The organism is Mycobacterium paraseoulense (assembly GCF_010731655.1).
Classification (GTDB): Bacteria; Actinomycetota; Actinomycetes; order Mycobacteriales; family Mycobacteriaceae; genus Mycobacterium; species Mycobacterium paraseoulense.
Window position 1 is genome coordinate 4,022,799 of sequence record NZ_AP022619.1, and the last position, 23,451, is coordinate 4,046,249.

General features: G+C 67.3%; 25 protein-coding genes and 1 pseudogene. 11 read left to right on the forward strand and 15 right to left on the reverse strand.

Annotation, left to right across the window (positions count from 1 at the left end):
* Positions 1–51: 51 nt before the first annotated feature.
* From G6N51_RS18700 to G6N51_RS18710, 3 genes and pseudogenes are all read left to right on the forward strand, one after another.
* Positions 52–156, forward strand: a pseudogene (locus G6N51_RS18700) (phosphate transport system regulatory protein PhoU); the annotation flags it as partial.
* 127 nt (positions 157–283) lie between these two features.
* Entirely contained in the window at positions 284–2,272 is a 1,989-nt protein-coding gene (gene malQ / locus G6N51_RS18705; protein WP_142274908.1) for a 4-alpha-glucanotransferase, read from the forward strand.
* Between the two features lie 130 nt (positions 2,273–2,402).
* Positions 2,403–3,761: a WS/DGAT/MGAT family O-acyltransferase gene (locus G6N51_RS18710; protein WP_083171084.1), complete on the forward strand. Its 1,359-nt coding sequence runs from the start codon at positions 2,403–2,405 to the stop codon at positions 3,759–3,761.
* Between the two features lie 2 nt (positions 3,762–3,763).
* Here the strand turns inward: G6N51_RS18710 and G6N51_RS18715 are convergent, their stop codons facing one another.
* Positions 3,764–4,201, reverse strand: coding sequence for an ATP-binding protein (locus G6N51_RS18715; protein WP_083171086.1), 438 nt, complete (start codon positions 4,199–4,201; stop codon positions 3,764–3,766).
* A gap of 116 nt (positions 4,202–4,317) precedes the next feature.
* Between G6N51_RS18715 and G6N51_RS18720 the strand changes: the two genes are divergently transcribed.
* Positions 4,318–5,250, forward strand: coding sequence for an LLM class F420-dependent oxidoreductase (locus tag G6N51_RS18720; RefSeq protein ID WP_083171088.1), 933 nt, complete (start codon positions 4,318–4,320; stop codon positions 5,248–5,250).
* 19 nt (positions 5,251–5,269) lie between these two features.
* Here the strand turns inward: G6N51_RS18720 and G6N51_RS18725 are convergent, their stop codons facing one another.
* Complete coding sequence (locus G6N51_RS18725) at positions 5,270–6,088, reverse strand: formate/nitrite transporter family protein (RefSeq protein WP_083171090.1); 819 nt, start codon at positions 6,086–6,088, stop codon at positions 5,270–5,272.
* Positions 6,089–6,161: 73 nt separating this feature from the next.
* The gene (locus G6N51_RS18730) at positions 6,162–7,109 is read right to left on the reverse strand and encodes a 2-hydroxyacid dehydrogenase (RefSeq protein WP_232078567.1); all 948 of its coding nucleotides are present in this window, start codon (positions 7,107–7,109) and stop codon (positions 6,162–6,164) included.
* Positions 7,110–7,327: 218 nt separating this feature from the next.
* Here G6N51_RS18730 and G6N51_RS18735 point away from each other — a divergent pair, with 218 nt between their 5' ends.
* Positions 7,328–8,185, forward strand: a complete 858-nt coding sequence (locus G6N51_RS18735; RefSeq protein ID WP_083171091.1) for an LLM class F420-dependent oxidoreductase — start codon at positions 7,328–7,330, stop codon at positions 8,183–8,185.
* Positions 8,186–8,195: 10 nt separating this feature from the next.
* On the opposite strand, the gene G6N51_RS18740 is transcribed toward G6N51_RS18735, so the two are convergent.
* Both G6N51_RS18740 and G6N51_RS18745 read right to left on the reverse strand, forming a co-directional pair.
* Positions 8,196–9,761 (reverse strand): SulP family inorganic anion transporter, encoded by a 1,566-nt coding sequence (locus G6N51_RS18740; RefSeq protein WP_083171093.1) that lies wholly within the window; start codon positions 9,759–9,761, stop codon positions 8,196–8,198.
* 289 nt (positions 9,762–10,050) lie between these two features.
* Positions 10,051–10,473: a nitroreductase family deazaflavin-dependent oxidoreductase gene (locus G6N51_RS18745; RefSeq protein ID WP_083171095.1), complete on the reverse strand. Its 423-nt coding sequence runs from the start codon at positions 10,471–10,473 to the stop codon at positions 10,051–10,053.
* Between the two features lie 132 nt (positions 10,474–10,605).
* On the opposite strand from G6N51_RS18745, the gene G6N51_RS18750 reads away from it, so the two are divergent.
* The 3 genes from G6N51_RS18750 to G6N51_RS28790 all read left to right on the forward strand — a co-directional run bounded on the left by G6N51_RS18750 (position 10,606) and on the right by G6N51_RS28790 (position 12,507).
* Positions 10,606–11,505, forward strand: a complete 900-nt coding sequence (locus G6N51_RS18750) for a class I SAM-dependent methyltransferase (RefSeq protein WP_083171097.1) — start codon at positions 10,606–10,608, stop codon at positions 11,503–11,505.
* 61 nt (positions 11,506–11,566) lie between these two features.
* A complete protein-coding gene (locus G6N51_RS18755; RefSeq protein WP_083171099.1) occupies positions 11,567–12,256 on the forward strand; it encodes a class I SAM-dependent methyltransferase in 690 nt (229 codons plus the stop codon).
* A gap of 83 nt (positions 12,257–12,339) precedes the next feature.
* Entirely contained in the window at positions 12,340–12,507 is a 168-nt protein-coding gene (locus G6N51_RS28790) for a hypothetical protein (RefSeq protein ID WP_167528592.1), read from the forward strand.
* Between the two features lie 53 nt (positions 12,508–12,560).
* On the opposite strand, the gene G6N51_RS18760 is transcribed toward G6N51_RS28790, so the two are convergent.
* The 4 genes from G6N51_RS18760 to G6N51_RS18775 form a co-directional block, all read right to left on the reverse strand.
* Entirely contained in the window at positions 12,561–12,917 is a 357-nt protein-coding gene (locus tag G6N51_RS18760; RefSeq protein WP_083171372.1) for a hypothetical protein, read from the reverse strand.
* A 10-nt stretch (positions 12,918–12,927) separates the two neighbouring features.
* Entirely contained in the window at positions 12,928–13,152 is a 225-nt protein-coding gene (locus G6N51_RS18765) for a hypothetical protein (RefSeq protein WP_083171101.1), read from the reverse strand.
* 219 nt (positions 13,153–13,371) lie between these two features.
* The gene (locus tag G6N51_RS18770) at positions 13,372–14,598 is read right to left on the reverse strand and encodes a TetR/AcrR family transcriptional regulator (protein ID WP_174814402.1); all 1,227 of its coding nucleotides are present in this window, start codon (positions 14,596–14,598) and stop codon (positions 13,372–13,374) included.
* Between the two features lie 191 nt (positions 14,599–14,789).
* Entirely contained in the window at positions 14,790–15,746 is a 957-nt protein-coding gene (locus tag G6N51_RS18775; RefSeq protein ID WP_083171374.1) for a DMT family transporter, read from the reverse strand.
* 171 nt (positions 15,747–15,917) lie between these two features.
* Between G6N51_RS18775 and G6N51_RS18780 the strand changes: the two genes are divergently transcribed.
* Both G6N51_RS18780 and G6N51_RS18785 read left to right on the forward strand, forming a co-directional pair.
* Complete coding sequence (locus G6N51_RS18780) at positions 15,918–16,769, forward strand: LysR family transcriptional regulator (RefSeq protein ID WP_083171105.1); 852 nt, start codon at positions 15,918–15,920, stop codon at positions 16,767–16,769.
* A gap of 437 nt (positions 16,770–17,206) precedes the next feature.
* Entirely contained in the window at positions 17,207–17,917 is a 711-nt protein-coding gene (locus G6N51_RS18785; RefSeq protein ID WP_142274909.1) for a hypothetical protein, read from the forward strand.
* Between the two features lie 55 nt (positions 17,918–17,972).
* On the opposite strand, the gene G6N51_RS18790 is transcribed toward G6N51_RS18785, so the two are convergent.
* A complete protein-coding gene (locus G6N51_RS18790; protein WP_083171109.1) occupies positions 17,973–18,293 on the reverse strand; it encodes a DUF1330 domain-containing protein in 321 nt (106 codons plus the stop codon).
* Positions 18,294–18,430: 137 nt separating this feature from the next.
* Between G6N51_RS18790 and G6N51_RS18795 the strand changes: the two genes are divergently transcribed.
* On the forward strand, positions 18,431–19,462 hold the full coding sequence (locus G6N51_RS18795; RefSeq protein ID WP_083171111.1) for a fused (3R)-hydroxyacyl-ACP dehydratase subunits HadA/HadB: 1,032 nt from the start codon (positions 18,431–18,433) through the stop codon (positions 19,460–19,462).
* Positions 19,463–19,798: 336 nt separating this feature from the next.
* On the opposite strand, the gene dnaB is transcribed toward G6N51_RS18795, so the two are convergent.
* The 5 genes from dnaB to rpsF form a co-directional block, all read right to left on the reverse strand.
* Complete coding sequence (dnaB, locus tag G6N51_RS18800; protein ID WP_083171113.1) at positions 19,799–21,175, reverse strand: replicative DNA helicase; 1,377 nt, start codon at positions 21,173–21,175, stop codon at positions 19,799–19,801.
* A 529-nt stretch (positions 21,176–21,704) separates the two neighbouring features.
* Positions 21,705–22,163 carry a 50S ribosomal protein L9 gene (gene rplI / locus G6N51_RS18805; RefSeq protein WP_083171115.1) on the reverse strand — a complete coding sequence of 153 codons (459 nt, stop codon included), beginning with the start codon at positions 22,161–22,163 and terminating at the stop codon, positions 21,705–21,707.
* A gap of 32 nt (positions 22,164–22,195) precedes the next feature.
* Positions 22,196–22,450 (reverse strand): 30S ribosomal protein S18, encoded by a 255-nt coding sequence (gene rpsR, locus G6N51_RS18810; RefSeq protein ID WP_055399563.1) that lies wholly within the window; start codon positions 22,448–22,450, stop codon positions 22,196–22,198.
* A gap of 39 nt (positions 22,451–22,489) precedes the next feature.
* On the reverse strand, positions 22,490–23,008 hold the full coding sequence (locus tag G6N51_RS18815) for a single-stranded DNA-binding protein (RefSeq protein ID WP_083171117.1): 519 nt from the start codon (positions 23,006–23,008) through the stop codon (positions 22,490–22,492).
* Positions 23,009–23,120: 112 nt separating this feature from the next.
* Entirely contained in the window at positions 23,121–23,411 is a 291-nt protein-coding gene (rpsF, locus tag G6N51_RS18820; RefSeq protein WP_036362157.1) for a 30S ribosomal protein S6, read from the reverse strand.
* Positions 23,412–23,451 lie beyond the last annotated feature (40 nt).

A 23,451-nucleotide genomic window follows, 5' to 3' on the forward strand; every position in this document is an offset into this window, starting at 1 on the left:
TGCCCACGAAGCGCTTTCGAACGGCTATTTCGGGCGCGGGATCAATCGTCGGCCGACCCGGTGGACGTCACGCTGTTGGGGCGGTTTTACCAACGATTCGCCGACCATGCCGTGCAGATCGCGCGGCGGGTCATCTTCCAGGCGACCGGTCACTAGGCGAAAGTTATTGCCACCAAACGTGTTTGGGCGGCGCGTGTGAGAAGCCCAGGCGTGGGTATATAAGCGATGTGCTCCAGCGTCACCGTCTAATCGCCCGCGCCGGCGCCCCACCCGGGCCGGCGCGTTGACGGCGCGACCCAAGCCGGTTCCCGACGACCTTCGTCGGCTGGCCGCGGCACACGGGGTGGCGACCTCCTACCGAAACGAGCGGCGGGAGCCCGTGGAGGTCGACGCCGACGTCGTCATCCGGGTGCTCGGCCTGCTCGACGTCGACGCCGCGAGCGAAGCCGACCGGCGCCGCGAGCTCACCCGGCTGGCCGAGCGCGACCGCGCCGGCGTCCTGGCGCCCACCGTCGCCGTACGCGTGGACGGGCGGCCCCGGCCGTTTCCCCGCGCCGCCCTGCTGGTCAACGAGAACGGAGAACGGATTAACGTCCGCGACGAGCTGCCGAGCGACCTGACCGCCGGCTGGTATCGGCTGCACCTGCGTGACGGCCAGGAGGCCACCCTGGTCGCGGCCCCGCCGCGGGTGCCGCCGACGCCGGCCACCTGGGGCTGGATGCTGCAGCTGTACGCGCTGCGGTCGGCCCGGTCGTGGGGCGTGGGTGACCTGGGTGACCTGCGGGAATTCCTGGAGTGGACCGCCTCCGAGCACGGCGCGGGCGCGGTGCTGCTCAATCCGCTGCACGCGCCCGGCCCGACGCATCCGGTGCAGCCATCGCCGTACACGCCCTCCAGCCGACGGTTCGCCAACCCGCTGTCGTTGCGGGTCGAGGACCTCGACGCCTACCGCCGAGCCGATCCGGACACCCGCGCCGAGGTGGACGCGCTGCGGGTCTCGCCGACCACCGAGCGCATCGATTACGACCTGGTGTGGGCGGCCAAACGGTCGGCGCTGGAGCTGCTGTGGCGCGCCGAAGGTCGTCCCAGTCCGCTGGACGAATCGGCCGTGGCGGCGGGTCTGCCCGACTGGGCCACGTACTGCGCCCTGGCCGAGCGCCATGGCGGCCGGTGGACCCGGTGGCCGACCGCACTGCGGGACGTCGCCGGGCCGGCGGTCGCGGCGGCCCGTCGTGAGCTGGCGCCGCGGGTGGCGTTCCACGCCTGGGTGCAGCAGCGCTGCGGCGAGCAGCTGACCACGGTGCGCGATGCCGCTCGGCGCGCGGGCATGGCGCTCGGCGTGCTGCACGACCTGCCGGTGGGAGTGGACGCGAACGGCGCCGACGCGTGGGCGCTGGCCGACGTGCTCGCCGCCGGGGTGAGCGTCGGGGCCCCACCGGACAACTTCACCCCGCGCGGGCAGGACTGGGGGCTGCCGCCGTGGCGGCCGGACCGGCTCGCCGCCACCGGGTACACCGCGCCGCGGGACATGCTGCGCGCGGTGCTCGCGCACGCCGACGGTCTGCGGATCGACCATGTCGCCGGACTGTGGCGGCTGTGGTGGATACCGCCGGGGGACGGCCCGGATCGCGGCACCTACGTGCACTACGACGCCGACGTCATGCTCGCGGTGCTGGCGCTGGAAGCGCACCGGGCCGGGGCCACCGTCGTGGGCGAGGATCTGGGCACCGTCGAACCGGAGGTGACCCGGGCGCTGGCCGACAACGAGATGCTCGGGTGCGCCGTGTCCTGGTTCACCCGGGACCAGTCCGCGCCGGACGAGCCGCTGCTCCCACCGGCGAAGTGGCCGTCACGCGCTGCCGCCAGCCTGTCCACCCACGACCTGCCCACCGCCGCGGGCTTCCTGCGCGGCGAACACGTCCGGGCCCGCGCCGACCTCGGTCTGCTCGATGACGTGCCGGGTGAGCAGTCGGTGGCCGACAAGGAACGCGCCGAGTGGCTGGAACTGCTGCGCGCCGAGGGGCTGCTGACGGGCCCGGACCCGGACGAGGCGGCGATCGTCACCGCTATGCACCGGTTGCTCGCGGCAACCCCCAGCCGGCTGAAGTTGATTTCGCCCTACGACGTGCTGGCCGAACCGCGCCAGCCCAATCTGCCGGGCACCATCGACGAGTACCCGAACTGGCGGCTCCCGCTGCCCGAGACGTCGGAGGAGCTGCGCGCCGACCCGAGGGTCGCCGAAATCACGGCGATCTTTCGCGAGTCGCCATAGCCCTTCGGACAGGCCGCGCCAAACCCGCCGGATTCGGCCCGGCTTTTCGCGATTAGCAAACGCGCACTGCGGCTACTAGGAGATGGGCGTGCGCCGCACGGACGGTGCAGCGGAGGGATTGGGGTTGACCATGGAACCGATATCGCCGACGGACGCGCTGTTCCTCATCGGCGAGTCGCGCGAACACCCGATGCATGTGGGGTCGCTGCAACTCTTCGAACCGCCCGAGGACGCCGGGCCGCACTTCGTCCGCGAGTCCTACCAGGCCATGCTCGAGTGCACGGACGTGCAACCCACGTTCCGCAAGCACCCCGCCTTTTTCGGTGGCCTCACCAACCTCGCATGGTCGTTCGACAACGATGTCGAGCTGGACTACCACCTGCGCCGGTCCGCCCTTCCGGAGCCCGGGCGGGTCCGGGACCTGCTGGAGCTGGCGTCGCGCCTGCACGGCAGCCTTCTCGACCGCCACCGCCCGCTGTGGGAGGCCCACCTGGTCGAGGGGCTGCAGGACGGCCGGTACGCCGTCTACACCAAATACCACCACTCCCTCATGGACGGCGTGTCCGCGATGCGCCTGGTGCAGCGCGCCTTCACCCCCGATCCGGAAGACGACGAGGTGCGCGTCCCGTGGACCCTCGGGCCGCGCAAACGCGCCGGTGGGCAGAAACGCCGGTCACTGTTCGAGCGCACCGGGGGGGCCGCGGCGTCGGTGCTCGGCCTGGCGCCCTCCACCCTGAAGCTCGCGCGGGCCGCGCTGCTCGAACAGCAGCTCACGCTGCCGTTCCGGGCGCCGCGCAGCATGTTCAACGTCCGGATCGGCGGCGCCCGGCGGGTCGCCGCACAGTCGTGGTCGCTGGACCGGATCAAAGCGGTCAAGTCGGCGACCGGGGTGACGGTCAACGACGTCGTGCTCGCCATGTGTGCCGGGGCTCTCCGGGCCTACCTACTCGAGCAGGGCGCCCTGCCGGACGGCCCGCTGACCGCAATGGTGCCGGTCAATCTCCGCAAGGCGGACGACGACCGCGGCGGCAACCAGGTCGGAACGTTCCTGTGCAATCTGGCAACGGATCTCGATGATCCGGCTGGGCGTCTCGAGACCATCAGCGCATCGATCCGCGACACCAAAGACGTGTTCCAGCAATTGCCCCCGATTCAGCAACTGGCCCTCTCGGCGTTCAACATCGGCGGTCTGTTCTTCGGGCTGATCCCCGGCTACCTCTCGGCGGCGTCACCGCCGTTCAACATCGTCATCTCCAACGTCTCGACCGGTCCCTCCGAGCCGCTGTACTGGCGCGGCGCGCGGCTGGACGGAAACTATCCGCTGTCCATCCCGCTCGACGGGCAGGCGGTCAACATCACCGTGACCAACAACGCCGACAACCTCGACTTCGGCCTGGTGGGCTGCCGGCGCAGCATCCCGCACCTGCAGCGGTTGCTGGGCCACCTGGAGACGTCGCTGAAGGACCTGGAGCGCGCCGTCGGAGTGTGAGGCTATGGCCTGGTGGTGTAGTCCAGGCACACCGTGGTGCCGTCGGGACGGGCGTTGATGGTGCAGTGGTCGGCGAGAGCGTGCATCAGCGCGATGCCCCGGGACCGTCGCGGATCGCTGAGCCGCTGCGGCGAGGGGTGGCACCACGAGCCGCGGTCGCTGACGCACACGCTGATCGACTGCGCGGCAGGGTCGTGGCTTGCCTGCAGTTTCATGGTGCCGACCGTGCGGTGGGCCCGGTAGGCGTGCTCGACGCAATTGGCCAATGCCTCGTTGACGCCCAGGATGATGTCGTCGCGAACCTCCGCGGGAGCCTCAGTCGCCTCCTGAAGCCACCGGCGCAGGGCGCGGCGCAATTCCGCCGCCGTCACCGCGTCGGCGGCGCCGGCGCAGGTCAATCGCGCGGGCGTCACGATCGTGGGGGGAAGAAGTGAGGTCATGCTCAGGGCATACCCAGTTGCGGGCGTGGTGTTAACTTGTTGACCGTCTCGCTTTGGCCACACACGGGTACACATTCGGAATCGGCCTGCCGTACAACGACATACCAAGGGATCCTATGGAATTCCGTGCATTCATCGAGCCTCAGCAGGGCGCCGGATACGCCGATCAGGTCGCCGTAGCCCAAACCGCCGAACAACTGGGCTTCGCAGCGTTTTTCCGGTCCGACCACTACCTGGCGATGAGCGGCGACGGCCTGCCCGGTCCCACCGACTCGTGGGTGACACTGGGCGCGATCGCGCGGGAGACATCGAGCATCCGGCTGGGCACCCTGGTGACCTCCGCGACATTCCGCTACCCCGGCCCGCTTGCCGTCGCGGTGGCGCAGGTGGACGACATGAGCTCGGGGCGCGTCGAATTCGGTTTGGGCAGCGGCTGGTTCGCCGAGGAGCACCAGGCATACGGGATTCCCTTCCCCCCGCTGCGGGAGAGGTTCGATCGGCTGAGCGAACAGTTGGCCATCCTGACCGGGCTGTGGACGACCGAACCGGGCCAGACCTTCGACTACGCCGGCGAGTACTACACCATCACCGGCTCACCCGCGCTGCCCAAACCGACGCAGCGCCCGCACCCGCCGATCGTCATCGGCGGCCACGGCGCCAAACGCACTCCGCTGCTCGCGGCGCAGTATGCGGCCGAGTTCAACATTCCGTTCGCGCCGATCGGCGTGGCCGAGAAGCAATACCAACGGGTGGCGGACGCGGTCGCCGCGGTCGGCAGACCCGCCGACTCGATGGTCTACTCGAGCGCGTTCGTGCTCTGCGCGGGGCGGAACGACAGCCAGGTGGCCCGCCGGGCCGCGGCCATCGGCCGCGACCTCAACGAATTGCGCAGCAGCAGCCCGCTTGTCGGCACCCCCGCCGAGATCGTCGACAACTTGGGTGCCTGGAGACAGATCGGCGTGCAGCGCGTCTACACCCAGCTGCTGGACCTGTCGGATCTGGCGCACCTCGAGCTGCTGGCGAGCAAGGTTATGCCGCAACTGCTTTGAGGCCCCGCCGGTTAACCCGTCACGAGGACTCGGCGTCGGCGCGTTCCTCCTCGAGCCGATCCTTGCTGCGCAGCAACCGCAGCAGCGTCACAAACAGCAGCCCGCCGACCATGTTGCCGACCACGGTGTAGCCGAACCAGCCGAGCCAGGTCAGATAGCCGAACGGCGCATTCCCGGTGACCAGGGCGCCGAAGATGAGCAGCGAATCCAGGATCGAATGGAACAACCGCAGCCCGGCGAGCAGGAACGCGGCGGCGACCGCGGCGGCGATCTTGGCGGGCACCGAATCGGTGCCGTGTTGCATCCGGGTCATCAGCGTGATGACCATGCCGCCCAGGATCGCCAACACCATGCTCTGAACCGACAGCGGTGCGGTGGCGAAGTGGGCGCCGGACTCGATGGTCTGCGCGTGCAGCTCGGGAAACCCCGTCATGATCAGCCACATGATCACCCATCCGCCCACCAGGTTGGCGAACATGGTGCCGCCCCACAGCTTGGCCAGCTGGCGGAGGCTGGCGCGCTTGGCGGCCACGGTCACGACGGGGATGATGAAACCCTCGGTGAACAGCTCGCTGCGGCCCAGCAGCAGGGCCAGGAAGCCGATCGAGAACGCCACCCCGGCCAGCAGCGGCCGGTGGGTGGCGTCCAGCACCGACAGGTAGGCGAGCACCCCGATCCCCACCTCCGTGCCGCCGAAGAAGCCGGTGACCAGCACGCCGCGCCAGGTGCGGTGCAGGCGCTGGCTGCCCTCGCTCAGCATCCGGCTGAAGGCGTCCTCGAGCTCGTCCTCGATCGGACTGTCGGTCTGCCCGAGGTGGCGTTGGGTGGTCTCACTCATGGTGGATGGCCAGATACCCGTTATTCGGCGGACGGACCATCAGGTGTGAGGGATCTGACACGGCCCGCCCCCGTCATCTTCGCGGCCGCAGCACGGGTGTCACCAGTTCACCGGTGTTTAAGTAGCTCTCGAAGTTTCGGATCGCCAGCAGCGCCATCGCCCGACGGGTCCGGGCGGTGGCGCTGCCGATGTGCGGGAAGAGCACCACGTTGTCCAGGTCGAACAGCGCCGGCGGCACGCGGGGCTCGTCGACGAAGACGTCCAGCCCCGCTCCACCCAGGGCGCCGCCGGCGAGCAGTTCCACCAGCGCGTCCTGGTCGACGACGCTGCCGCGGGCGATGTTGACCAGGTAACCCTCGGGCCCCAGCGCCTCGAGGACGGCGCGGTCGACCAGGTGCCGCGTCTTGGGATCGCCGGTGGTGGCCACGACGAGGACGTCGACCGACTCGGCCAGCTCCACCGGCGACTCGGCATAGCGATACGGCGATCCGTCGACGCGGTGGCGGTTGTGATACGCGATGGCACAGTCGAATCCGAGCAGGCGGGTCGCGATGGCCGAACCGATGCGGCCCAGGCCCAGGATCCCGACCTGCAGGCCGCTGACGTCGCGTCCGTACGGGAATGGGCCGTCGCGCACCCATCGGCCCGCCCGCACGTAGCGGTCCGCGGCGCCGAAACGGCGCAGTGTCATCAGGATCAGGCCCAGGGCGGTGTCGGCGACGGTGTCCGATAGGACGTCGGGAGTGTTGCTGACGCCGATGCCGCGGCGCCGCGCCGCGGACATGTCGATCATGTCCACTCCGGCCCCGTTGTTGATGATGACCTCCAGGTTGGGCAGCGCCGCGATCGTGTCGGCGTCGACGCCGGGTGGCCCCGAGGTGATCACCACCCGGATGTCCGCCGCATGCTCGGCGAGGAAGGCGGCCCGGTGTGGGGCGTCGGGAAGCTTCGCGATGTCGTAGCGCGCGGCCAGCTCGGCTTCGAATGTCCGCTCGAAGGCGCCGACCCGCACCGCGCTCATGATCTCTGTTGCCGTCACCACTCCATCATCGGGCGTCGGGGAAATATCCCGGCGCCGGGCGTCGTTGTGGATCCCGACGGTGCCGGACATTCCCCCGGGTACCACCTCAGAACCGTCGCTTCGAGCGACCACTTGCCGAGAGGCGTGAAGACGGCACCGTCCCAGACTTTTCCGTCGCGCGCGGGAAGCAAATCCGCCGCGGTGCGGTTGCACCGCCAATGCGCATCGGAGTGGTGTTCCCACAAACCGAGCTCGGCTCAGACCCCGCCGTCGTACGCACGTACGGGCAGGCAGTCGAAGGGCTCGGGTTCACCCACATCCTCGCCTACGACCACGTCGTGGGCGCCGACCCGAGCGTGCATCAAGGCTGGGACGGCCCCTACGACATCGACTCGACCTTCCATGAGCCGTTCGTCATGTTCGGCTACCTGGCAGCGATCACTTCTCTCGAACTCGTGACCGGTGTGATCATCCTGCCGGAGCGACAGACGGCGCTGGTGGCCAAGCAAGCGGCCGAAGTCGACCTGCTGACCGGCGGCCGATTTCGGCTCGGCATCGGAGTGGGCTGGAACGCGGTCGAATACGAGGCGCTGGGCGAGAAGTTCACCAATCGCGGGAAGCGCTCCGAGGAGCAGGTCGAGCTGATGCGCAGGCTGTGGACCCAACGATCGGTCACCTTCGACGGCACCTATCACACCGTGACCGCCGCGGGACTGGCGCCGCTGCCCACCCAACGCCCCATCCCGGTGTGGATCGGCACGGCGTCACAACGCGGGTGGGAACGCGTGGGACGGCTCGCGGACGGCTGGTTCCCGATGACCGGCCCCGGACCGGGCCTGGACCACGCACGCGAACAGGTGCACCGCGCGGCCGCGGCGGCCGGCCGGGACGCGGAAAGCCTGGGCATGGAAGGCCGGGTCAATTGGACCGGTGACCGGGACGAGGCCGCCGCCGCCATCGCCGCCTGGCGAGCCGCGGGTGCCACCCATGTGTCGGTCAACACGATGCAGTCGGGGTTCGCGACCGTCGATGACCACCTCGCTGCGCTGGAGCGGATCGCCGCCGACCTGAGGTAGCGGCAACGGGTTAGCCGGTGTCCGCTTCGACCAGGCTGAGGTGGACGGCGCGGCCGCTGGCCTTCGACGACTTGTCCGCCCGTGCATGGGGATTCATCAGCCCGTGGGCCACCTTGACCTCGCCCCCCGTCGCGCAATGCCGGCGCTGCCAGTCGCTGATCGCCTGGTGTGCAGCGTGATCGAGGTAAGTGGCCATCATGTGGATCGTGACGGTGGTGCGCTCGGGGATGGTCGCGAGCACTCCGGTCAGCCGGGGCAGGGCCAGGAAGGTGCAGGCCCCTTCGATGGTCAGCTGCCATTCCGCACCGACCGACTTCGCTTCCACCCTGGCCCGCACCACCCGCCATCCGGTCACCATGACCGCCACCGCGAGTCCGATCATGACGCCGTGCAGCAGATTGAGAAAGACGACGCCGACGATGGTCACCAGATAAACGGCGAGATCGCCGTTGCGCAAGGCGGTCTCGATGTGGGCCGGCTTCAGCAGCTCGATTCCGATGACGATGAGCAAGCCCGCGAGCGCCGCGGTGGGGATCCGTTCGACCAACCCGGCGAAGGGTACGGCGAACACCAGGATCCACACCCCGTGCATGATCGTCGACGCGCGAGTTCTGGCTCCCGCGTTGACGTTAGCCGCGCTGCGCACGATCACGCCGGCGATCGGAAGCCCGCCGACCGCACCCGAGGCGATGTTCGCCGCGCCTTGCCCGATCAGCTCGCGGTTGAAGTCGGTACGCGCCCCGGTGTGCATTCGGTCGATCGAGACGGCCGTCAACAGGCTTTGGACGCTGGTGATCAGGGTGACGGTGATCACCGCGATCACGACGGCCCCCCAGTTCCCGTCGGGTAGTTGGGGAAGCTGGAGCGCCTCTAGCACCGAGCCCTCCAGCCGGATGCGGGAGACGTTGAACGGCAACGTGACCGAGATGACCGTGACGGTCACGATGGCGACCAGCGGCCCGGGGATCTTGGCCAGCCGGGCCGGGGCCCAGCGCCACGCAATCAGAATGGCGATCACGAGCAGGCCCAGCACGACCCCCGGCCGGTGCGCGCCGACGATTTGCGTGGGCAGACCGACGACGTTCGTCCACGCCGAACTCTGCGATTCACCGCCGAGCAATACGTGCACCTGCTGCAGCGCGATGGTGATTCCGATCCCTGCCAGCATGGCGTGCACCACGACCGGCGAGATGGCCAAGGCGGCCCGCGCAATCCCGCTGATACCCAACATGACTTGCAGCGCCCCGGCAATGACGGTGATGAAACATGTTACCGTCCATCCGAACTGGGAGATGAGATCGGCGACGACGACGGTGAGCCCGGCTGCCGGTCCACTGACCTGCAGCGGTGACCCGCCGATGCACCCGGCGACGATGCCGCCGACGATCGCCGCGATCAAACCCGACAGCACGGGGGCGTCGGAGGCGATCGCGATTCCCAGCGACAACGGCAGCGCAACCAGAAAGACCACCAACGATGCCGGCAGGTCGTACTGCATGGCGGCGCACGGTCGGTCGACTCGATTCGGCTCCGCCTGCTCGGCGTCGTGTTCACCTGGCCGCCGGGCGTGTTGCATCGAGCCTCCCTGGAATACGCATGAGAGACGCGTTCGGGTACCACCCGTTATCGCGCCAAGACAGCGGTGTAAGCTTCTGTGGCACAATCGATCACAGTCGCCGCGAACGCCGTTGTTCCGCTGTGCGTGCCCTGCCTATGCACATCGACGGTATGGGCCGGCCCACCCAGTCGCAACCCGACATTCGGGGCGCATATCGAATGCAAATCTTTGCCGCGGACGGCTGCGGCAGCGACGGTGCTGCCTGACGGCGCGCTCGCGCGCTGGAATGAATTGGGGCCCAGCGTGTTTACTCGAGGACGAAGACTGGTATCTGTCGCGTCGTCTTGGCCTGATACTCGGCGTAGGGCGGGTAAGCCTCGACCGCCCGCAGCCACCACTGCTCGCGTTCGGCCCCCTCAAGCTGACGCGCTCTCAGGGAGACGACCCGTTCCCCGTCTTGCAGCGACACCTCCGGGTTCGCCTTCAGGTTGAAGTACCACAGGGGATGCGCGGGAGCGCCGCCTTTCGAAGCGACCATGGCGTAACGGCCGTCGTGTTCGACGCGCATCATCGGGACGTACCGCTTCTTGCCGGACTTCGCGCCCGTCACGGTCACCAGAACCACGGGCCGATCGAGAATCTCGACCCCGTCGGTCGTGCCTTGTTTCAGGATCTGCTCGGTCTGCTCGCGCACCCAGTCCCTCGGGCTCAGTTCGATCTCGTCGGCCATACCCGATCTCAACACGTCCCCGCGCCCGAGTCATCCCCCGATGCGCATCGCCCACCATCCGCGCGCCCGGGGAGCGTACAGTGGGCGCCATCGCTTAAATGAGCTAACTAATGACCGAGGGGAGACGCTGGAGTGGCCCGCAGCGAGAACGACACATGGGACTTGGCCTCCAGCGTCGGAGCGACCGCAACAGCCGTCGCCGCACAGCGGGCGATCGCTTCGAAGGGAGCCGAGCCCCTGCTGCACGATCCGTTCGCCGACGCGCTCGTGCGCGCGGTGGCCAGCGAGGTCTTCGTCAAGCTTCTCGACAATGAGATCGACCGGTCCGACGATCCCTTGCTGAACCGCCGGGCCGTGAACGAGCAGATCACGGTCCGCACCCGCTACTTCGACGATTTCTTCATGCAGGCAACCGAATCCGGTGTTCGCCAGGCGGTGATCCTGGCGTCCGGCCTGGACACCAGGGCCTACCGCCTGCCGTGGCCGGCGGGCACGGTGGTTTACGAGATCGACCAGCCCGAGGTCATCGAGTTCAAGACGCGGGTACTGGCCGACCTGGGCGCCGCACCGCCCGCCGAGCGCCGCACGGTCGCGAAAGATCTGCGCGACGACTGGCCGGCAGCACTGGTCGAGGCCGGCTTCGACGCCGACGCGCCGACCGCCTGGAGCGCCGAAGGGCTGCTCGTCTACCTGCCGCCCGAGGCCCAGGACCGTTTGTTCGACAACATCGTCGTGTTGTCTGCGCCGGGGAGTCGGATCGCGACCGAGCACATGGATATGCGCAACATCCCGTCGGACTGGGCGCAGAAGCTGACCGAGCGGTCGCAACGGCTGGGCTCCGACATCAACTTGGCCGACCTTTTCTACACCGGCGACCGCAACACCGCCGCCGAATACCTGGCCGCCCGCGGCTGGCGGGTCGAGATCCGGACAACCGAGGAGGCCTTTGCCGCGCATGGGTTCGAGGTGCCCGATGACGAGCTGGCTTCCTTCGGCGAAGACTCCGGTTACCTGACGGCCGCGCTCAAATAGGTCGCTCGCCACACGCATCAACGCCGTTGACATATATCAGGCTGGTTGATATAAAGGCGGTATGACTCAGCCGACTCATGAAATGTTCGAGGCCGCCTATCGCGGCGAAGCCCCCGAGATGGGCGAGGGCAACCGCCCGCCGTGGAGCATCGGCGAACCGCAGCCGGAAATCGCGGCACTGATCGAGGCGGGGAAGTTCCACGGCGACGTGCTCGATGCCGGTTGCGGGGAGGCGGCGGTGTCGTTGTTCCTCGCCGAGCGCGGCTTCACCACGGTGGGTCTGGACCAGTCGCCCACCGCGATCAAGCTGGCGCGCGAGAAGGCCGCGCGGCGCGGGCTCGCCAATGCCACCTTCGACGTCGCCGACATCAGCGACTTCGGTGGTTACGACGGCCGCTTCGGCACCGTCGTCGACAGCACCCTTTTCCACTCGATGCCCGTGGAGTTGCGCGAGGGCTACCAGCGGTCCGTCGTGCGCGCCGCCGCGCCCGGTGCCTCCTACTTCGTGCTGGTGTTCGACCGGGAAGGGATGCCAGCCGACAGCCCGATCAACGCGGTGACCGAGGACGAGCTGCGCAACGCGGTCTCAAAGTACTGGGTGATCGACGAGATTCGGCCGGCACGCATCCACGCCAACGTGCCCGACAGTTTCCTGGAAGGCTCGGAGGCCTTCGCCCTCAGCGACGTCCGCGACGAGGGCAACGGCCGCAAGTCGATGCGGGCGTGGCTGCTCTCCGCGCATCTCGGCTAGCTCGACGGACTCCGCCAGGTTTCGGACCGCGGGATACGGGAGACCCTGACTGGAGTGCCATAACCGGTCAGAGGAGATCTCACGTGGACCAGCAAGTCAATCTCAACCCGCCAGCCGCACCCGAGGATGCCACCCGGGCGACGGAGGACCAGCGCAAGCTGCAGGAACAACTCGAGCACCAGAACGATGACCCGGACGGGCCCGGATTGCAGCAGTCCCGGCACGATACGGCCGACGAAAGCACGCGCTAGTTTCCTCCCGGCGGCCGATGGTGCTGGATTCCAAGGGCGATCGGGATAGGGCGTCAGCTCCTGGCGTGCCTGCGGTCATGTGCGAGCGCTGCCGCTGCCAGCCCCACCAAAGTCAGGCCGCCGACCGTCGCCGCGGGAATCGCCCACGCGCGTCGGATGAAGAGCGCGTTGTCGCATTGGTCGACGTAGTTCGTCCTCGGCGGGGCGGGCTGAATGGGGCCTCCGTGGTCGTTCTTGTTGCCGTCAGCGACTGACGCCTGGGTGAGGTCCGTCGTGAAGCCGCTGCCGCATTTGACCTGCCAGCCGAACTGATCGTAGGCGTCGATGAACACCGGGAAACGCAGCGCGCAAAGCCCGATGACCAAAGCCACCGTGGCCACCGAGAAGATCGCGGGCCCGCGTCTGGACATCTCCACACCCCTAGGTCATGCACACGTTGGCGAAGATCAGCACGGGCCACGACACGATCGAGCCGAGAAATGACACGACCAGGTCGATGCCGTGCATGTCGCGCAGATGTGCGGTGTGAGTACACGACCAGATCACCCCGACGATGAGGTACGGCGTGCCCAGCAGCACAGACAGCCCCAGCAGCTCGGCGATAGTCAACTGGTAGTCCAGTATTCGACGGATCCTGCTGAGCATCGGACGTCCCCTTCGCACGAGCTAGACGAGCCATTATGTTAATGACTATTCGCCCGCTTCGGTAGCTTCTGCCGATAATTTTGCGTTGCCCGGTCGCGCCGGACGTCCCAATTCGTGTTGGTTTAACTGGGGTTCGGAGCTGCGATTGACTTCACGTCGGCCAGCACAGATCCAGGAAGTGGTGCGCAATTCGGCTGTCGCCGACGCACCCTAGGCGACTCAGCGCCGTCGCGTCCCGCCGGCAGCCTTGCCCGATGTCGTGGCGGGCTGGCCCAGCAAGGTGATTTCCATCAGCCGCCGCAGTGTCATGCGTGCCGACTGGCTCGAGCCGGGAATGACGAGCCGGCCGATGTCGACGGCGAGGGCGAACGCACCGTGTACGGCGTATCGCGCGCGGCCGAGCGTCAGGTCGGGCCGCGCCGCCACCGCCAGCCCGGCCCACGATTCGACGATGGAACGCTGAATGTTGTACAGCAGCAACGCGTCCGCGTCCGCCAGGTTGTGCCGCTCGGTGTAGTACACCCGGGCGAGTTCGGGGCTGACCAGCGACCGCGCGACGAAGGCGTCGATCAGCCGCCGCAACGACTGCTCGGGATCGCCCCCGGCGGCCACAATGGTCGACAGGTCGCCGGAGAGCTGGTCGGCGCCGCGGCGGTATGAGGCCGCCAAGATGGCGGACTTGCTCGGAAAGTATTGGTAAATGCTGGCCACCGGTATGCCGACGGCCGCCGCGATGTCCTCCATACCGGTTTCGCGGTAACCCCGTTCGTTGAACAGACGCATCGATTCGCGCAAGAGTATTTCGTAGCTGCCGACCGCGCTGGTGATCGCCACTGCCGGCGCCGGCCCCGCCGTGCCGGTCCGCTGCGCCGGCACGTCGGCCCACAACACGGCGGTGGCGATGTCGGCCAACGTCGCCCGGATCTCGCCGTTGCCCAGCCGGGAGCGATGGTCGGTGATGCTGCCGATGACGCTCAACGCGGCTGCCGACAGCACCCAGCGTTGCCGCGATTTCAGCTTGGGCCGCAAGCTGAGTAACGGCCGCTGCAGGCGACGGTTGACCAACTTGACCTGCTCTGCCAATAGCCCCTGATCTTCACCGAGTAGGTAACGGCCCTCCCATCGGTACAGCCCGCCCGCGGTGCGGTTGGCGATGGCGGTGTCGATCAACGCAGCGGTCAGCGCGCGCAGCGTCGCTTCGGGATCGGCGCCCTCGGGCAGTTCATCGGCGAAGTCCGTCGCATCGACGAGTTGTTGCCCGAGCGCGAGGACCGCCGAACGGAACAAGTCGTATTTGCCCTGCGAATGCCGGTACAGCGCCGCCGCCGAGATTCCCACACGGGCAGCGATGTTTTCCATGCTGACCGCGTGGTATCCGAATTCGCCGAAGGCGTCGGTGGCGGCGCGGGCGATCTGCGCCTTGCGGTCTTTCGGGCGCCGCCTCACGGGGTCTGCGGACGTACGGCCGGCCGGCGTCATAGAGATCACCGTAGTCCCAGCATGCCTGGCTGGGTGGGCGCGCCGCTGGCTGGTTCTCCGGATCAGCCCGCCACAGCGGGGACGCGGGGCTCCCGCCTGCAGGCGGGGCACCCTCCATCGTCAAAGCGCTTGGTGTCGCGGGCAATTGGGAAGCCCCCTCATGCCGGACCCGAGGGCGACCCGCACGACGCGTGAACCCGCTGACCAACCGCGACCGAGGCCTGCAACGCGCCGGTAGGCTCCGCAGCCTGGGCCGCTCGGCGTGGACGAGACTGTCGGCTGTTGAGCCAGCAGGCGAACCCGCCCAGGACGAGGCCGACCGCGACACCGGGGTCGGGGCGCTGGCCCAGCATGAGCCAGGCCAGCACCGCGGCGACCGCGGGGATGACGGCGAAGAGCATCGCCACCGCAGCCGCGCCGTGGGTGTTGATGGCCCGGACGTAGAGGCTCACCGCGAGCGTCGCGTTCAGCAGCACCATGCCGGCGACCGCGATCGCCGCCCGCCGGACGTCGTGCACGGTGAACGGCGTGAGGGTCGCCAGCGCGGCCGCCGGAATGAGCGCGACCGCGTTCTGCATCGCGCTCATCGCGCGAAAGTCGACGCCGGCGCAGAACCGCTGCTGATAGACGCCGCCCGCCGAAAGGCCCAGCAGCGCAATGCCAAGCAGCACGATGACCGGGTCCACTCCGTGGGTGGACGCCAACCGTTTGGCGCATGCGGCGAGCACCGCGAGGACGCCGAGAAGGAGCGCGACCATCCGTTGGGGACCGAGCGGCTCGCGCAAGAACATGGCGGCGAGGATGGCCGTGGCGACCGGATTCATCGCGATCACCACCGCGCACAGCACCGCGGGCGATCCGAGCTGAACGGCTTCGTACAGGCAGCAGAACTGCAGGGCCTGGATCAGCAGGCCGACCACCGCGACGTGACCGAACTGGGCGCCCCGGGGCCAGGGCGCCTTGGCCAGTACCGCCCACAAGCCCAAAATCGTTGCGGCCAAACCGAAGCGGAGCACCAGCGCGGCCATCGGCGCCATGGCGGTCACCGCCAGCACTCCGATGGGGTAACCGAGCGCGTAGAAGAACGTCACCGCCGACGCGGTGGTCAGTGGCATGCGCGGCAGGTCCATGCGACCCATGCTGGCCCAGACCCTCCCCGGCAGTCCAACGATTATTGCTGATCGGGACCGATCGCATCCCCTTATCAGTGCGGCAGGGCCTTGGCTGAGATTTAGGGCTAGGACTCAACGATTGATCACCAATCCAGATCGGATTATGGTGCTGCTATGCCCCAGGTGCTGGACATCGCGCCGCTGCGCAGCCTCGTCGCCGTCGCCGACTGTGGTGGATTTCACCGCGCCGCCGCCGCCCTGCACCTCAGTCAGTCCGCGGTCAGCCAGCATCTGCGCCGGGTCGAGGCGGTCGTCGGCGAGCCCCTGATCCAACGCTCCGGCCGCGGCATCGTGTTCACCGAGATAGGGCTGAAGACGCTGCGTCATGCCCGCACGATATTGGCCGCACACGACACGGCGCTCGACGACCTCGGCGCCATCGAACCCAAGCTCGTGACGATCGGGGCCACCGAGCACGGCGCGGACGTGATGCTGGCCGGGCTGACCGGCGCGCTGCGGGAGCGGCTCCCGGACCGGCGGGTGCGGTTCCGGCTCGACCGCAACGTGTCGCTGGCCGACTCGATCGAACGCGGGCTGGTTGACCTGGCGATCATGCTCGACGGCGCCGGCCTGGACCGCGCGAACGCATCCGGGTTGGTTCGGCTGCAATGGATTTCCGCGCGCGCGTTGGCTGTCCCGGCGCGCAACCCACTCCCACTGGTGATCTTCTCCGAGCCGTGCACCCTGCGTGAGCCCGCCTTCGCCATTCTCGAAGACCACGGCATCGACTATGAGATCGCCGCCGAATGCGGCGATCTGTCCGGGCTGTACGCGGCGGTACGGTCGGGCCTCGGGGTGGCGTTGTTGCCGATGATCGGCAAGCTGCCCGACGGCTTGTGTCCGGCCGAGGGACTACCGCCCACCAATAACGCATCGGTTCTGGTTCGCGGCCGAGCCGGCATCGACCCGGACTTGCTGAGCACGGTCGACGAGGCGGTGCGGGACGTGCTCGCCGCCGCGGACTGACGGCAGGTGCCGCGAGACATCGCCCGGTAGAGCATTTCGCGCTCCGCCAGCTCAGCTCACAGTGCGGCGGTGAGTCCGCACGACGCTTCGCGGTCCACCGTTGCGAAGCGATCGATCGGGCTGCCTGCGCGACGGCGGGGAAATCCATCGGTTGACAGTCCAGGGGCGCTTCGACGCATTGACCGCGAATCGCTGTCATAGCGCGAAGTTGTCGAGTGCGCCGCACAATGGGATGAAACCCCCGACCGCTTTGACCCGGCGACCAGAGCGCTTGCCGCCTTCGGCAAACAAGTCACCACCGGTCGGCGGCGCCTGAATGGGTAATCTCGCATCGAGATGAAACGTGACAAGCCGGTGGGTCGGGTAGCACTGGCCTATGCCGATGGCATGAAAAGCCCCGATAGCATCGCCGAGATCGGCGCCGACCCGCCCAGCCGATGACAGTGCAAATCGCCGAAATCGAAACGATTCTTGGAAGTGTCGCGCACTCCGAGCCCGTCGTCCTCGCCGAAATCGGATCCGGCACCGATGTGCCTGAATCCTGGCGGCCGATCGCGCACTCCGATGCGGCAGGAGCCCGGCGCCTGGCGGCAGTGTCGCTGTGGAACAGCGACTTCCTGGAACTGGTGCCCACCTTCGCCCACGTATTCACGACCGAACTCGCCGACGTCCGACTCGGCCACGTCGCCGGAGAATCCGTCCTGGTGTACGCCGTCGAACATCACGACGCCGACCAGCGGCACGTGCGCTGTTGGATCGGCTGGGACCCGGCTCTCTCCCACAACACAGAATTGCGGTTCGCCGAAGCAATCCCCAATGCCGTGCGGCGCTTCTACCGCGAGGCGCACGCCGGCTTCGTCGCTCCCGACTGGATGTCCAACGGACCCATCCAACCTCGGCACTTGCAGACCTACGCCGAATACCTGGGATGCCCGCAAGGACTGCCGCGATCCAACTGGCCGCGTGACGCGGTAGACCCTAGGCGCCTGCTGCTCCTGGCAACCACCGCGGACTCACACGTGTGCGTTTCACCTGATCTTCCTTTGGGACAGGCCGTCACCGTTTACGGCGGGACCCCCGAGGACCCAGAGGATTTCGGCACACTGCTTGATCAGACGATGACCGCTCAATTCGATGGAATCGCCTGAGCCCCAGAGTGACTCACGACCATCAAGGCCGTCCCGGCTTCCGGTGAGGAGGGAATTACCGGGTCAGTACCGGCCTGAGGTCGTCGAGGCGGTCGAATAGGTGCCAGATGTATCCCGATGACCCGTTCTCCCGGTGCCGATGCAGATCGGCGAGCTCCGGGTCGTTGCAGTAGCTGTCAAATGCGTCTCGTGATTCCCATTCCACGAGTATCAGCACTTGTCGCGGCTCGATGTCACCGACAATCGCATGTTGGAGACTCCCGAGCGCGACGACGCGACCGCCGTGCTTGGCCACCTCGGCGGGTGAGCGTCGTGAGTATGCGCGGTACTCGTCTGCGTCGGCGATATCGAAGAGGTTCAGGGCATAAACGGTCATGGTCGCAGACGTTACGGGCCTTGAGAGTGCGCCGGCAGGTGGCGGTGTTCAACAGCGGCGTTACCGGCGCAATGTCGGCACGTTAGTGTGCCTTGGTCGGCCGCAGCGAACCGGTCGATAGAAAAGTTGAGCAATTCATGACCGCAGCAGCAGAAGAGTCAACGCTCGAATCGCGCGTCGGCCACTACTACCGAGTCGACGACAGCTACCGGGTCGCCGCTGAAAAGGTGCGCGAATACGCCCGCGCGGTGCAGGACTATCACCCCGCGCACTGGGATGTCGCTGCCGCCGCGAAGCTCGGATATTCGGGCCTGGTGGCGCCGCTGACCTTCACGTCGATCCCCGGCATGGTCGCCAACCGGCACCTGTTCGAATCGGTGGTCGTCGGTTACGACATGTACCTGCAAACCGAAGAAGTCTTCGAGCAGCATCGGCCGATCGTGGCCGGCGATGAACTGCACACGGACGTCGAGCTGTCGTCGGTGCGCAGAATCGCGGGCAGGGATCTGATCACCGTGACCAACACCTTCACGGACTCGGTCGGCGAACGGGTGCACACCATGCACACCACCGTCGTCGGGGTGACGGCGGAGGACGTCGATCCGGCGATGATGGCTGCCGCGGAGAACGTGGTGATGCACGACGTGAATCTCGCCGGAGTCGATCGCTCCGAAGCGGCCTACCGCAAGACGGTACGTCCCGAGGCTGACGTGCGGGTAGCCCAGGGCGGCACGCAGCGCATCCCCGGCACCCTCTCCTTCGATGCCCTCAAGGTCGGCGATGAGCTGCCGGTGCACCACGCCCGATTGTCGCGCGGCGACCTGGTGAACTATGCCGGCGTGGCCGGCGACGCCAACCCGCTGCATTGGGACGAGAACGTCGCCAAGCTGGCGCGGCAGCCCGATGTGATCGCCCACGGAATGCTCACCATGGGTTTGGGTGCCGCGTTCGCGTCCGCCTGGTCGGGCGACCCCGGTGCGGTGACCCGCTACGCGGTGCGCCTGTCGCAGCCCGCGATCGTGTCGGCCGCAGGCGGTGCAGACATCGAGTACAGCGGCCGGATCAAGTCGTTGGACCCCGCGACCCGAACCGGTGTGATCATCATCGGCGCCAAGTCCGGTGGCCGGAAAATCTTCGGCCTGGCGACGTTGAACATCCGCTTTCGCTGAATGTCCTCCGTGGGAGGGGTGGCCTATTGGTCCGCGTCAGCGGATGCATGGGCTCGAAGCATCATGTGCGGCTTACCTCGCGCGTCAGCTGATGCGGATGACGAGCTTGCCGATGCTTACCGTCGAGCAATTGCTTGAACGCCCTTCTCGCATCTGCAAATTCGATGACGTCATCGATCAACGGTCCCACTTCGCTGTCGCCGGATCGAAGCTGCTGATGAGCAGCCGCGGTGGTTGCCGGCTCCCGAATTAACCATCGTGGTGACGGATCCGCCATTCGATGTCGCGACGATGACAATTCCGCCATCTTGGTTGAGAACCGACACCCACAGCGAATCACCGCGCCATGTTGGCGAAACGCGACAGGTGCAGCTGGTGCGCGACGGTGACGGTCTTGGTCGGCCCGTTACGGTGTTTGGCGAGAATGAAATCCGCCTCCCCCCCGCGTGGATCGTCGCGCTCGAAAGCGTCCGGCCGGTTCAACAGGATGACCATGTCCGCGTCCTGCTCCAGCGACCCGGACTCACGGAGGTCGGACAACATCGGCTTCTTGTCGGTGCGCTGCTCGGGACCGCGGTTCAGCTGAGCGATCGCCACCACCGGCACCTCAAGCTCTTTGGCCAACAACTTGAGTTGGCGCGAGAATTCCGAGACTTCGACCTGGCGTGACTCGTGCTTCTTGCCCGACGTCATCAGCTGCAGGTAGTCGACCACGACCAGCTTCAGGTCGGCCTTCTGCTTGAGCCGGCGTGCTTTGGCGCGGATCTCCATCATCGTCAGGTTGGGCGAGTCGTCTATATACAGCGGGGCCTCGCTGATTTCGCTCATCCGCCGCGCCAGCCGCGTCCAGTCGTCGTCGCTCATCCGGCCCGAACGCATGTCGGACAGTTTGATCTTCGCCTCGGCCGAGAGCAGCCGCATCACGATCTCGGACTTGCTCATCTCCAGCGAGAAGATCACGCTGGCCATCCGGTGCTTGATCGAGCAGGACCGTAAAAAATCCAGTCCGAGGGTCGACTTCCCGACTCCAGGTCTCGCCGCCACGATGATCATCTGCCCGGGGTGCAGGCCGTTGGTCACCTCGTCGAGTTCGGTGAAGCCGGTCGGGACGCCGCGCGAGATGCCGCCGTTGGAGGCGATGGCGTCGATCTCGTCCATCGTCGGTTGCAGCAAGTCCTCCAACGGCACGAAGTCCTCCGACGTGCGGCGGTCAGCGACGTCGTAGATCTCCGCCTGCGCCCGATCGACCACCTCGGCCACGTCGGCGCCCTCGGCCCCCGCGTAGCCGTACTGCACGACCCGCGTCCCCGCCTCCACCAGCCGGCGCAGCAGCGCCTTCTCGGCGACGATGCCGGCGTAGTAGCCGGCGTTGGCGGCCGTGGGCACGGTCGAGATCAGCGTGTGCAGATAGGGCGCGCCACCGATGCGGCGCAGCATCCCGCGGCGGTCCAATTCCGCGGCCACCGTCACGGCATCGGCCGGTTCACCGCGCCCGTAAAGATCCAGGATCGCGTCGTAGACGTTCTGATGCGCGGGGCGGTAGAAGTCGCCGGGCCGCAGCCGTTCCAGCACATCGGCGATGGCGTCCTTGCTCAGCAGCATGCCGCCGAGCACCGCCTGCTCCGCCGCGAGATCCTGCGGTGGCTGACGACCAAAGTCCTCGCTGGGAGCCGGCGAATCCATGCCAGACGTCAGGTCATCGACGACCGCCATGGATCCCTCCTCCCCTACCACGCACCCGAACGTACATTCGAAAACCGCTCTCGTCAGCGTAAGTCAAGGAGCCGACACTTTCGCCGCACAGCACTCGCACGCCTCGCGCCGGGATGACGTTAGACGTTGCTGGCTAGGAGGTGAAAGGGGCGCTGTTCATGAACCTGTGCATCGTGTGTGCATATCCGTCGACACCTGTGTTGAGTGGGGTGTGGAGAACCTGTGTATGAATTCAATGGGCTTGAACATCAATGCTGTTAAGGGCCATGTAACGCGACGAATTTGGTGTGGACAAGAATCTCTACGGCGTGTCGTCGCAGGTTACTGCGCCGGGCGTGTTGGCTTTCAGCCATATTTTCGGAGAGTTACGGCAGGGTAAATAGGGTCCGCCAAACACCCCCCACCAATAGTTCGCTGGCGCACGCCTCCGCGACCGTCGGCCATCAGGGCAGAGGGCATGACCGCAGCACAACTGAACCCGGCGGCGGCCGATCAGGGCCGCCGCCGGGAAAGAGCAAACGTCGGAGGCTTAGCTCTCCGCGACAACCTCGAGAGCGACCTCGACGTCGACCTCGGGATGCAGATGCACCGACACCGGGTGGGTGCCGACGGCCTTGATGTGTGACTTGGGCAACCGGACGATCCGCTTGTCGAGGTTCGGCCCGCCCGCCTTCTTGATGGCCGCGACGACGTCGCCGGAGGTCACCGAGCCGAACAGCTTGCCGGAGTCGGCCGCGGTCCGCACCGGCAGCTGGACGGGGCCCAGCGCTTCGATCGCCGTCTTGAGTTCGTTGGCGTGCCCGAGGTCGCGCACCGCCTTGCTCTCGCGGGACCGGCGGATGTCGTCGGCCTGCTTCTGCGCGCCGCGTGATGCGACGATCGCCAGGCCGCGCGGGAGCAGGAAGTTGCGGCCATAGCCGTCCTTGACCTCGACCGTGTCACCGACGGTACCGAGGTGGTCGACGTCGGCCGTCAGAATCAGCTTCATCGTTGTTCGTACTTTCGCTCAGGCTTCGGCGGCTATCGCGCCGAGGAAGTGAAGGGCAGCAGAGCCACCTCGCGGGCGTTCTTCACCGCGATCGCGATGTCGCGCTGGTGCTGCACGCAGTTGCCGGTGACGCGGCGGGCGCGGATCTTGCCGCGCTCACTGATGTAGGTGCGCAGCAGCGCGGTGTCCTTGTAGTCGATCGATTGGTCCTTCTTCGCGCAGAAGACACACTTCCGCGTCTTGACCGGCTTTTCGGGCGCCGGGCGTCGCTTGCTGGACTTGGCCATGACTGTCTTTCTTTCCGTTTCTTACTGTTGAAGTTCTTTTTAGAACGGCGGTTCGTCGTCGCCGCCGCCGAAGGAACCCGACGCGGGGGCGCTGCCCCAGGGGTCGTCGGCGGGCGCGGGGCTCGCCGGAGCCGACCCCTGCCGGGACCCGCCTCCGCCGCCGAATCCGCCACCACCGCCACCGCCACCGCTGCGGCTGGCCTTGTTCACCTTGGCGGTGGCGTACCGCAGCGAGGGCCCGATCTCGTCGACCTCGACCTCGACGACCGTGCGCTTCTCGCCCTCGCGCGTCTCGAAGGACCGCTGCTTAAGCCGGCCGGTGACGATCACTCGCGCGCCGCGGGTGAGGCTCTCTGCCACGTTCTCGGCGGCTTCCCGCCAGATGTTGCAGCGCAGGAAGAGGGCCTCGCCGTCTTTCCATTCCCCGCTCTGGCGGTCATAGATCCGCGGTGTCGACGCGACGGTGAAATTCGCGACGGCGGCACCCGACGGGGTGAACCGCAGTTCGGGGTCGGCGGTCAGGTTTCCGACGACGGTGATAGTGGTGTCACCAGCCACAATTTCCTCCTAGTTCCGCCCTGCTACTCGCTTCTCAGACGGTGGATGGCACGTGTCCTCGCTGAGCCTACGCAAGTCCACCGACCGTGGGCCCGCGACTCAGCCACGGGTGTTAGTGCTTGTCGGTGCGCATCACCTTGGTGCGCAATACCGACTCGTTGAGGCTGAGCTGGCGGTCGAGCTCGGAGACCGTCGCCGGCTCCGCTTTCAGGTCGACGACGACATAGATGCCCTCGGCGTGCTTGGCGATCTCGTAGGCCAGCCGGCGCCGGCCCCAGATGTCGACCTTTTCGACGGTTCCGCCGTCTTTGCGGACGACGTTGAGGAACGTCTCCAGCGACGGGGCAACAGTGCGCTCGTCGAGCGTGGGGTCAAGAATGACCATGATTTCGTATGGACGCATGGAAACCTCACCACCTCCTCTGGTCTGCACGGCCACGGTC

Excerpts from the sequence above, each read along its gene's own strand:
- G6N51_RS18720 (WP_083171088.1), top strand. The coding sequence starts at position 4,318 with ATGGAATTCCGTGCATTCATCGAGCCTCAGCAGGGCGCCGGATACGCC.
- rplI (WP_083171115.1), bottom strand. The coding sequence starts at position 22,163 with ATGAAGCTGATTCTGACGGCCGACGTCGACCACCTCGGTACCGTCGGT.
- G6N51_RS18745 (WP_083171095.1), bottom strand. The coding sequence starts at position 10,473 with ATGGCCGACGAGATCGAACTGAGCCCGAGGGACTGGGTGCGCGAGCAG.
- G6N51_RS18775 (WP_083171374.1), bottom strand. The coding sequence starts at position 15,746 with ATGCCACTGACCACCGCGTCGGCGGTGACGTTCTTCTACGCGCTCGGT.
- G6N51_RS18760 (WP_083171372.1), bottom strand. The coding sequence starts at position 12,917 with ATGTCCAGACGCGGGCCCGCGATCTTCTCGGTGGCCACGGTGGCTTTG.
- G6N51_RS18740 (WP_083171093.1), bottom strand. The coding sequence starts at position 9,761 with ATGCAACACGCCCGGCGGCCAGGTGAACACGACGCCGAGCAGGCGGAG.
- G6N51_RS18795 (WP_083171111.1), top strand. The coding sequence starts at position 18,431 with ATGACCGCAGCAGCAGAAGAGTCAACGCTCGAATCGCGCGTCGGCCAC.
- G6N51_RS18765 (WP_083171101.1), bottom strand. The coding sequence starts at position 13,152 with ATGCTCAGCAGGATCCGTCGAATACTGGACTACCAGTTGACTATCGCC.
- G6N51_RS18730 (WP_232078567.1), bottom strand. The coding sequence starts at position 7,109 with ATGAGCGCGGTGCGGGTCGGCGCCTTCGAGCGGACATTCGAAGCCGAG.
- G6N51_RS18710 (WP_083171084.1), top strand. The coding sequence starts at position 2,403 with ATGGAACCGATATCGCCGACGGACGCGCTGTTCCTCATCGGCGAGTCG.
- dnaB (WP_083171113.1), bottom strand. The coding sequence starts at position 21,175 with ATGGCGGTCGTCGATGACCTGACGTCTGGCATGGATTCGCCGGCTCCC.
- G6N51_RS18785 (WP_142274909.1), top strand. The coding sequence starts at position 17,207 with ATGACAGTGCAAATCGCCGAAATCGAAACGATTCTTGGAAGTGTCGCG.
- G6N51_RS18715 (WP_083171086.1), bottom strand. The coding sequence starts at position 4,201 with ATGACCTCACTTCTTCCCCCCACGATCGTGACGCCCGCGCGATTGACC.
- rpsR (WP_055399563.1), bottom strand. The coding sequence starts at position 22,450 with ATGGCCAAGTCCAGCAAGCGACGCCCGGCGCCCGAAAAGCCGGTCAAG.
- G6N51_RS18780 (WP_083171105.1), top strand. The coding sequence starts at position 15,918 with ATGCCCCAGGTGCTGGACATCGCGCCGCTGCGCAGCCTCGTCGCCGTC.
- G6N51_RS18725 (WP_083171090.1), bottom strand. The coding sequence starts at position 6,088 with ATGAGTGAGACCACCCAACGCCACCTCGGGCAGACCGACAGTCCGATC.
- rpsF (WP_036362157.1), bottom strand. The coding sequence starts at position 23,411 with ATGCGTCCATACGAAATCATGGTCATTCTTGACCCCACGCTCGACGAG.
- G6N51_RS18790 (WP_083171109.1), bottom strand. The coding sequence starts at position 18,293 with ATGACCGTTTATGCCCTGAACCTCTTCGATATCGCCGACGCAGACGAG.
- G6N51_RS18735 (WP_083171091.1), top strand. The coding sequence starts at position 7,328 with ATGCGCATCGGAGTGGTGTTCCCACAAACCGAGCTCGGCTCAGACCCC.
- G6N51_RS18755 (WP_083171099.1), top strand. The coding sequence starts at position 11,567 with ATGACTCAGCCGACTCATGAAATGTTCGAGGCCGCCTATCGCGGCGAA.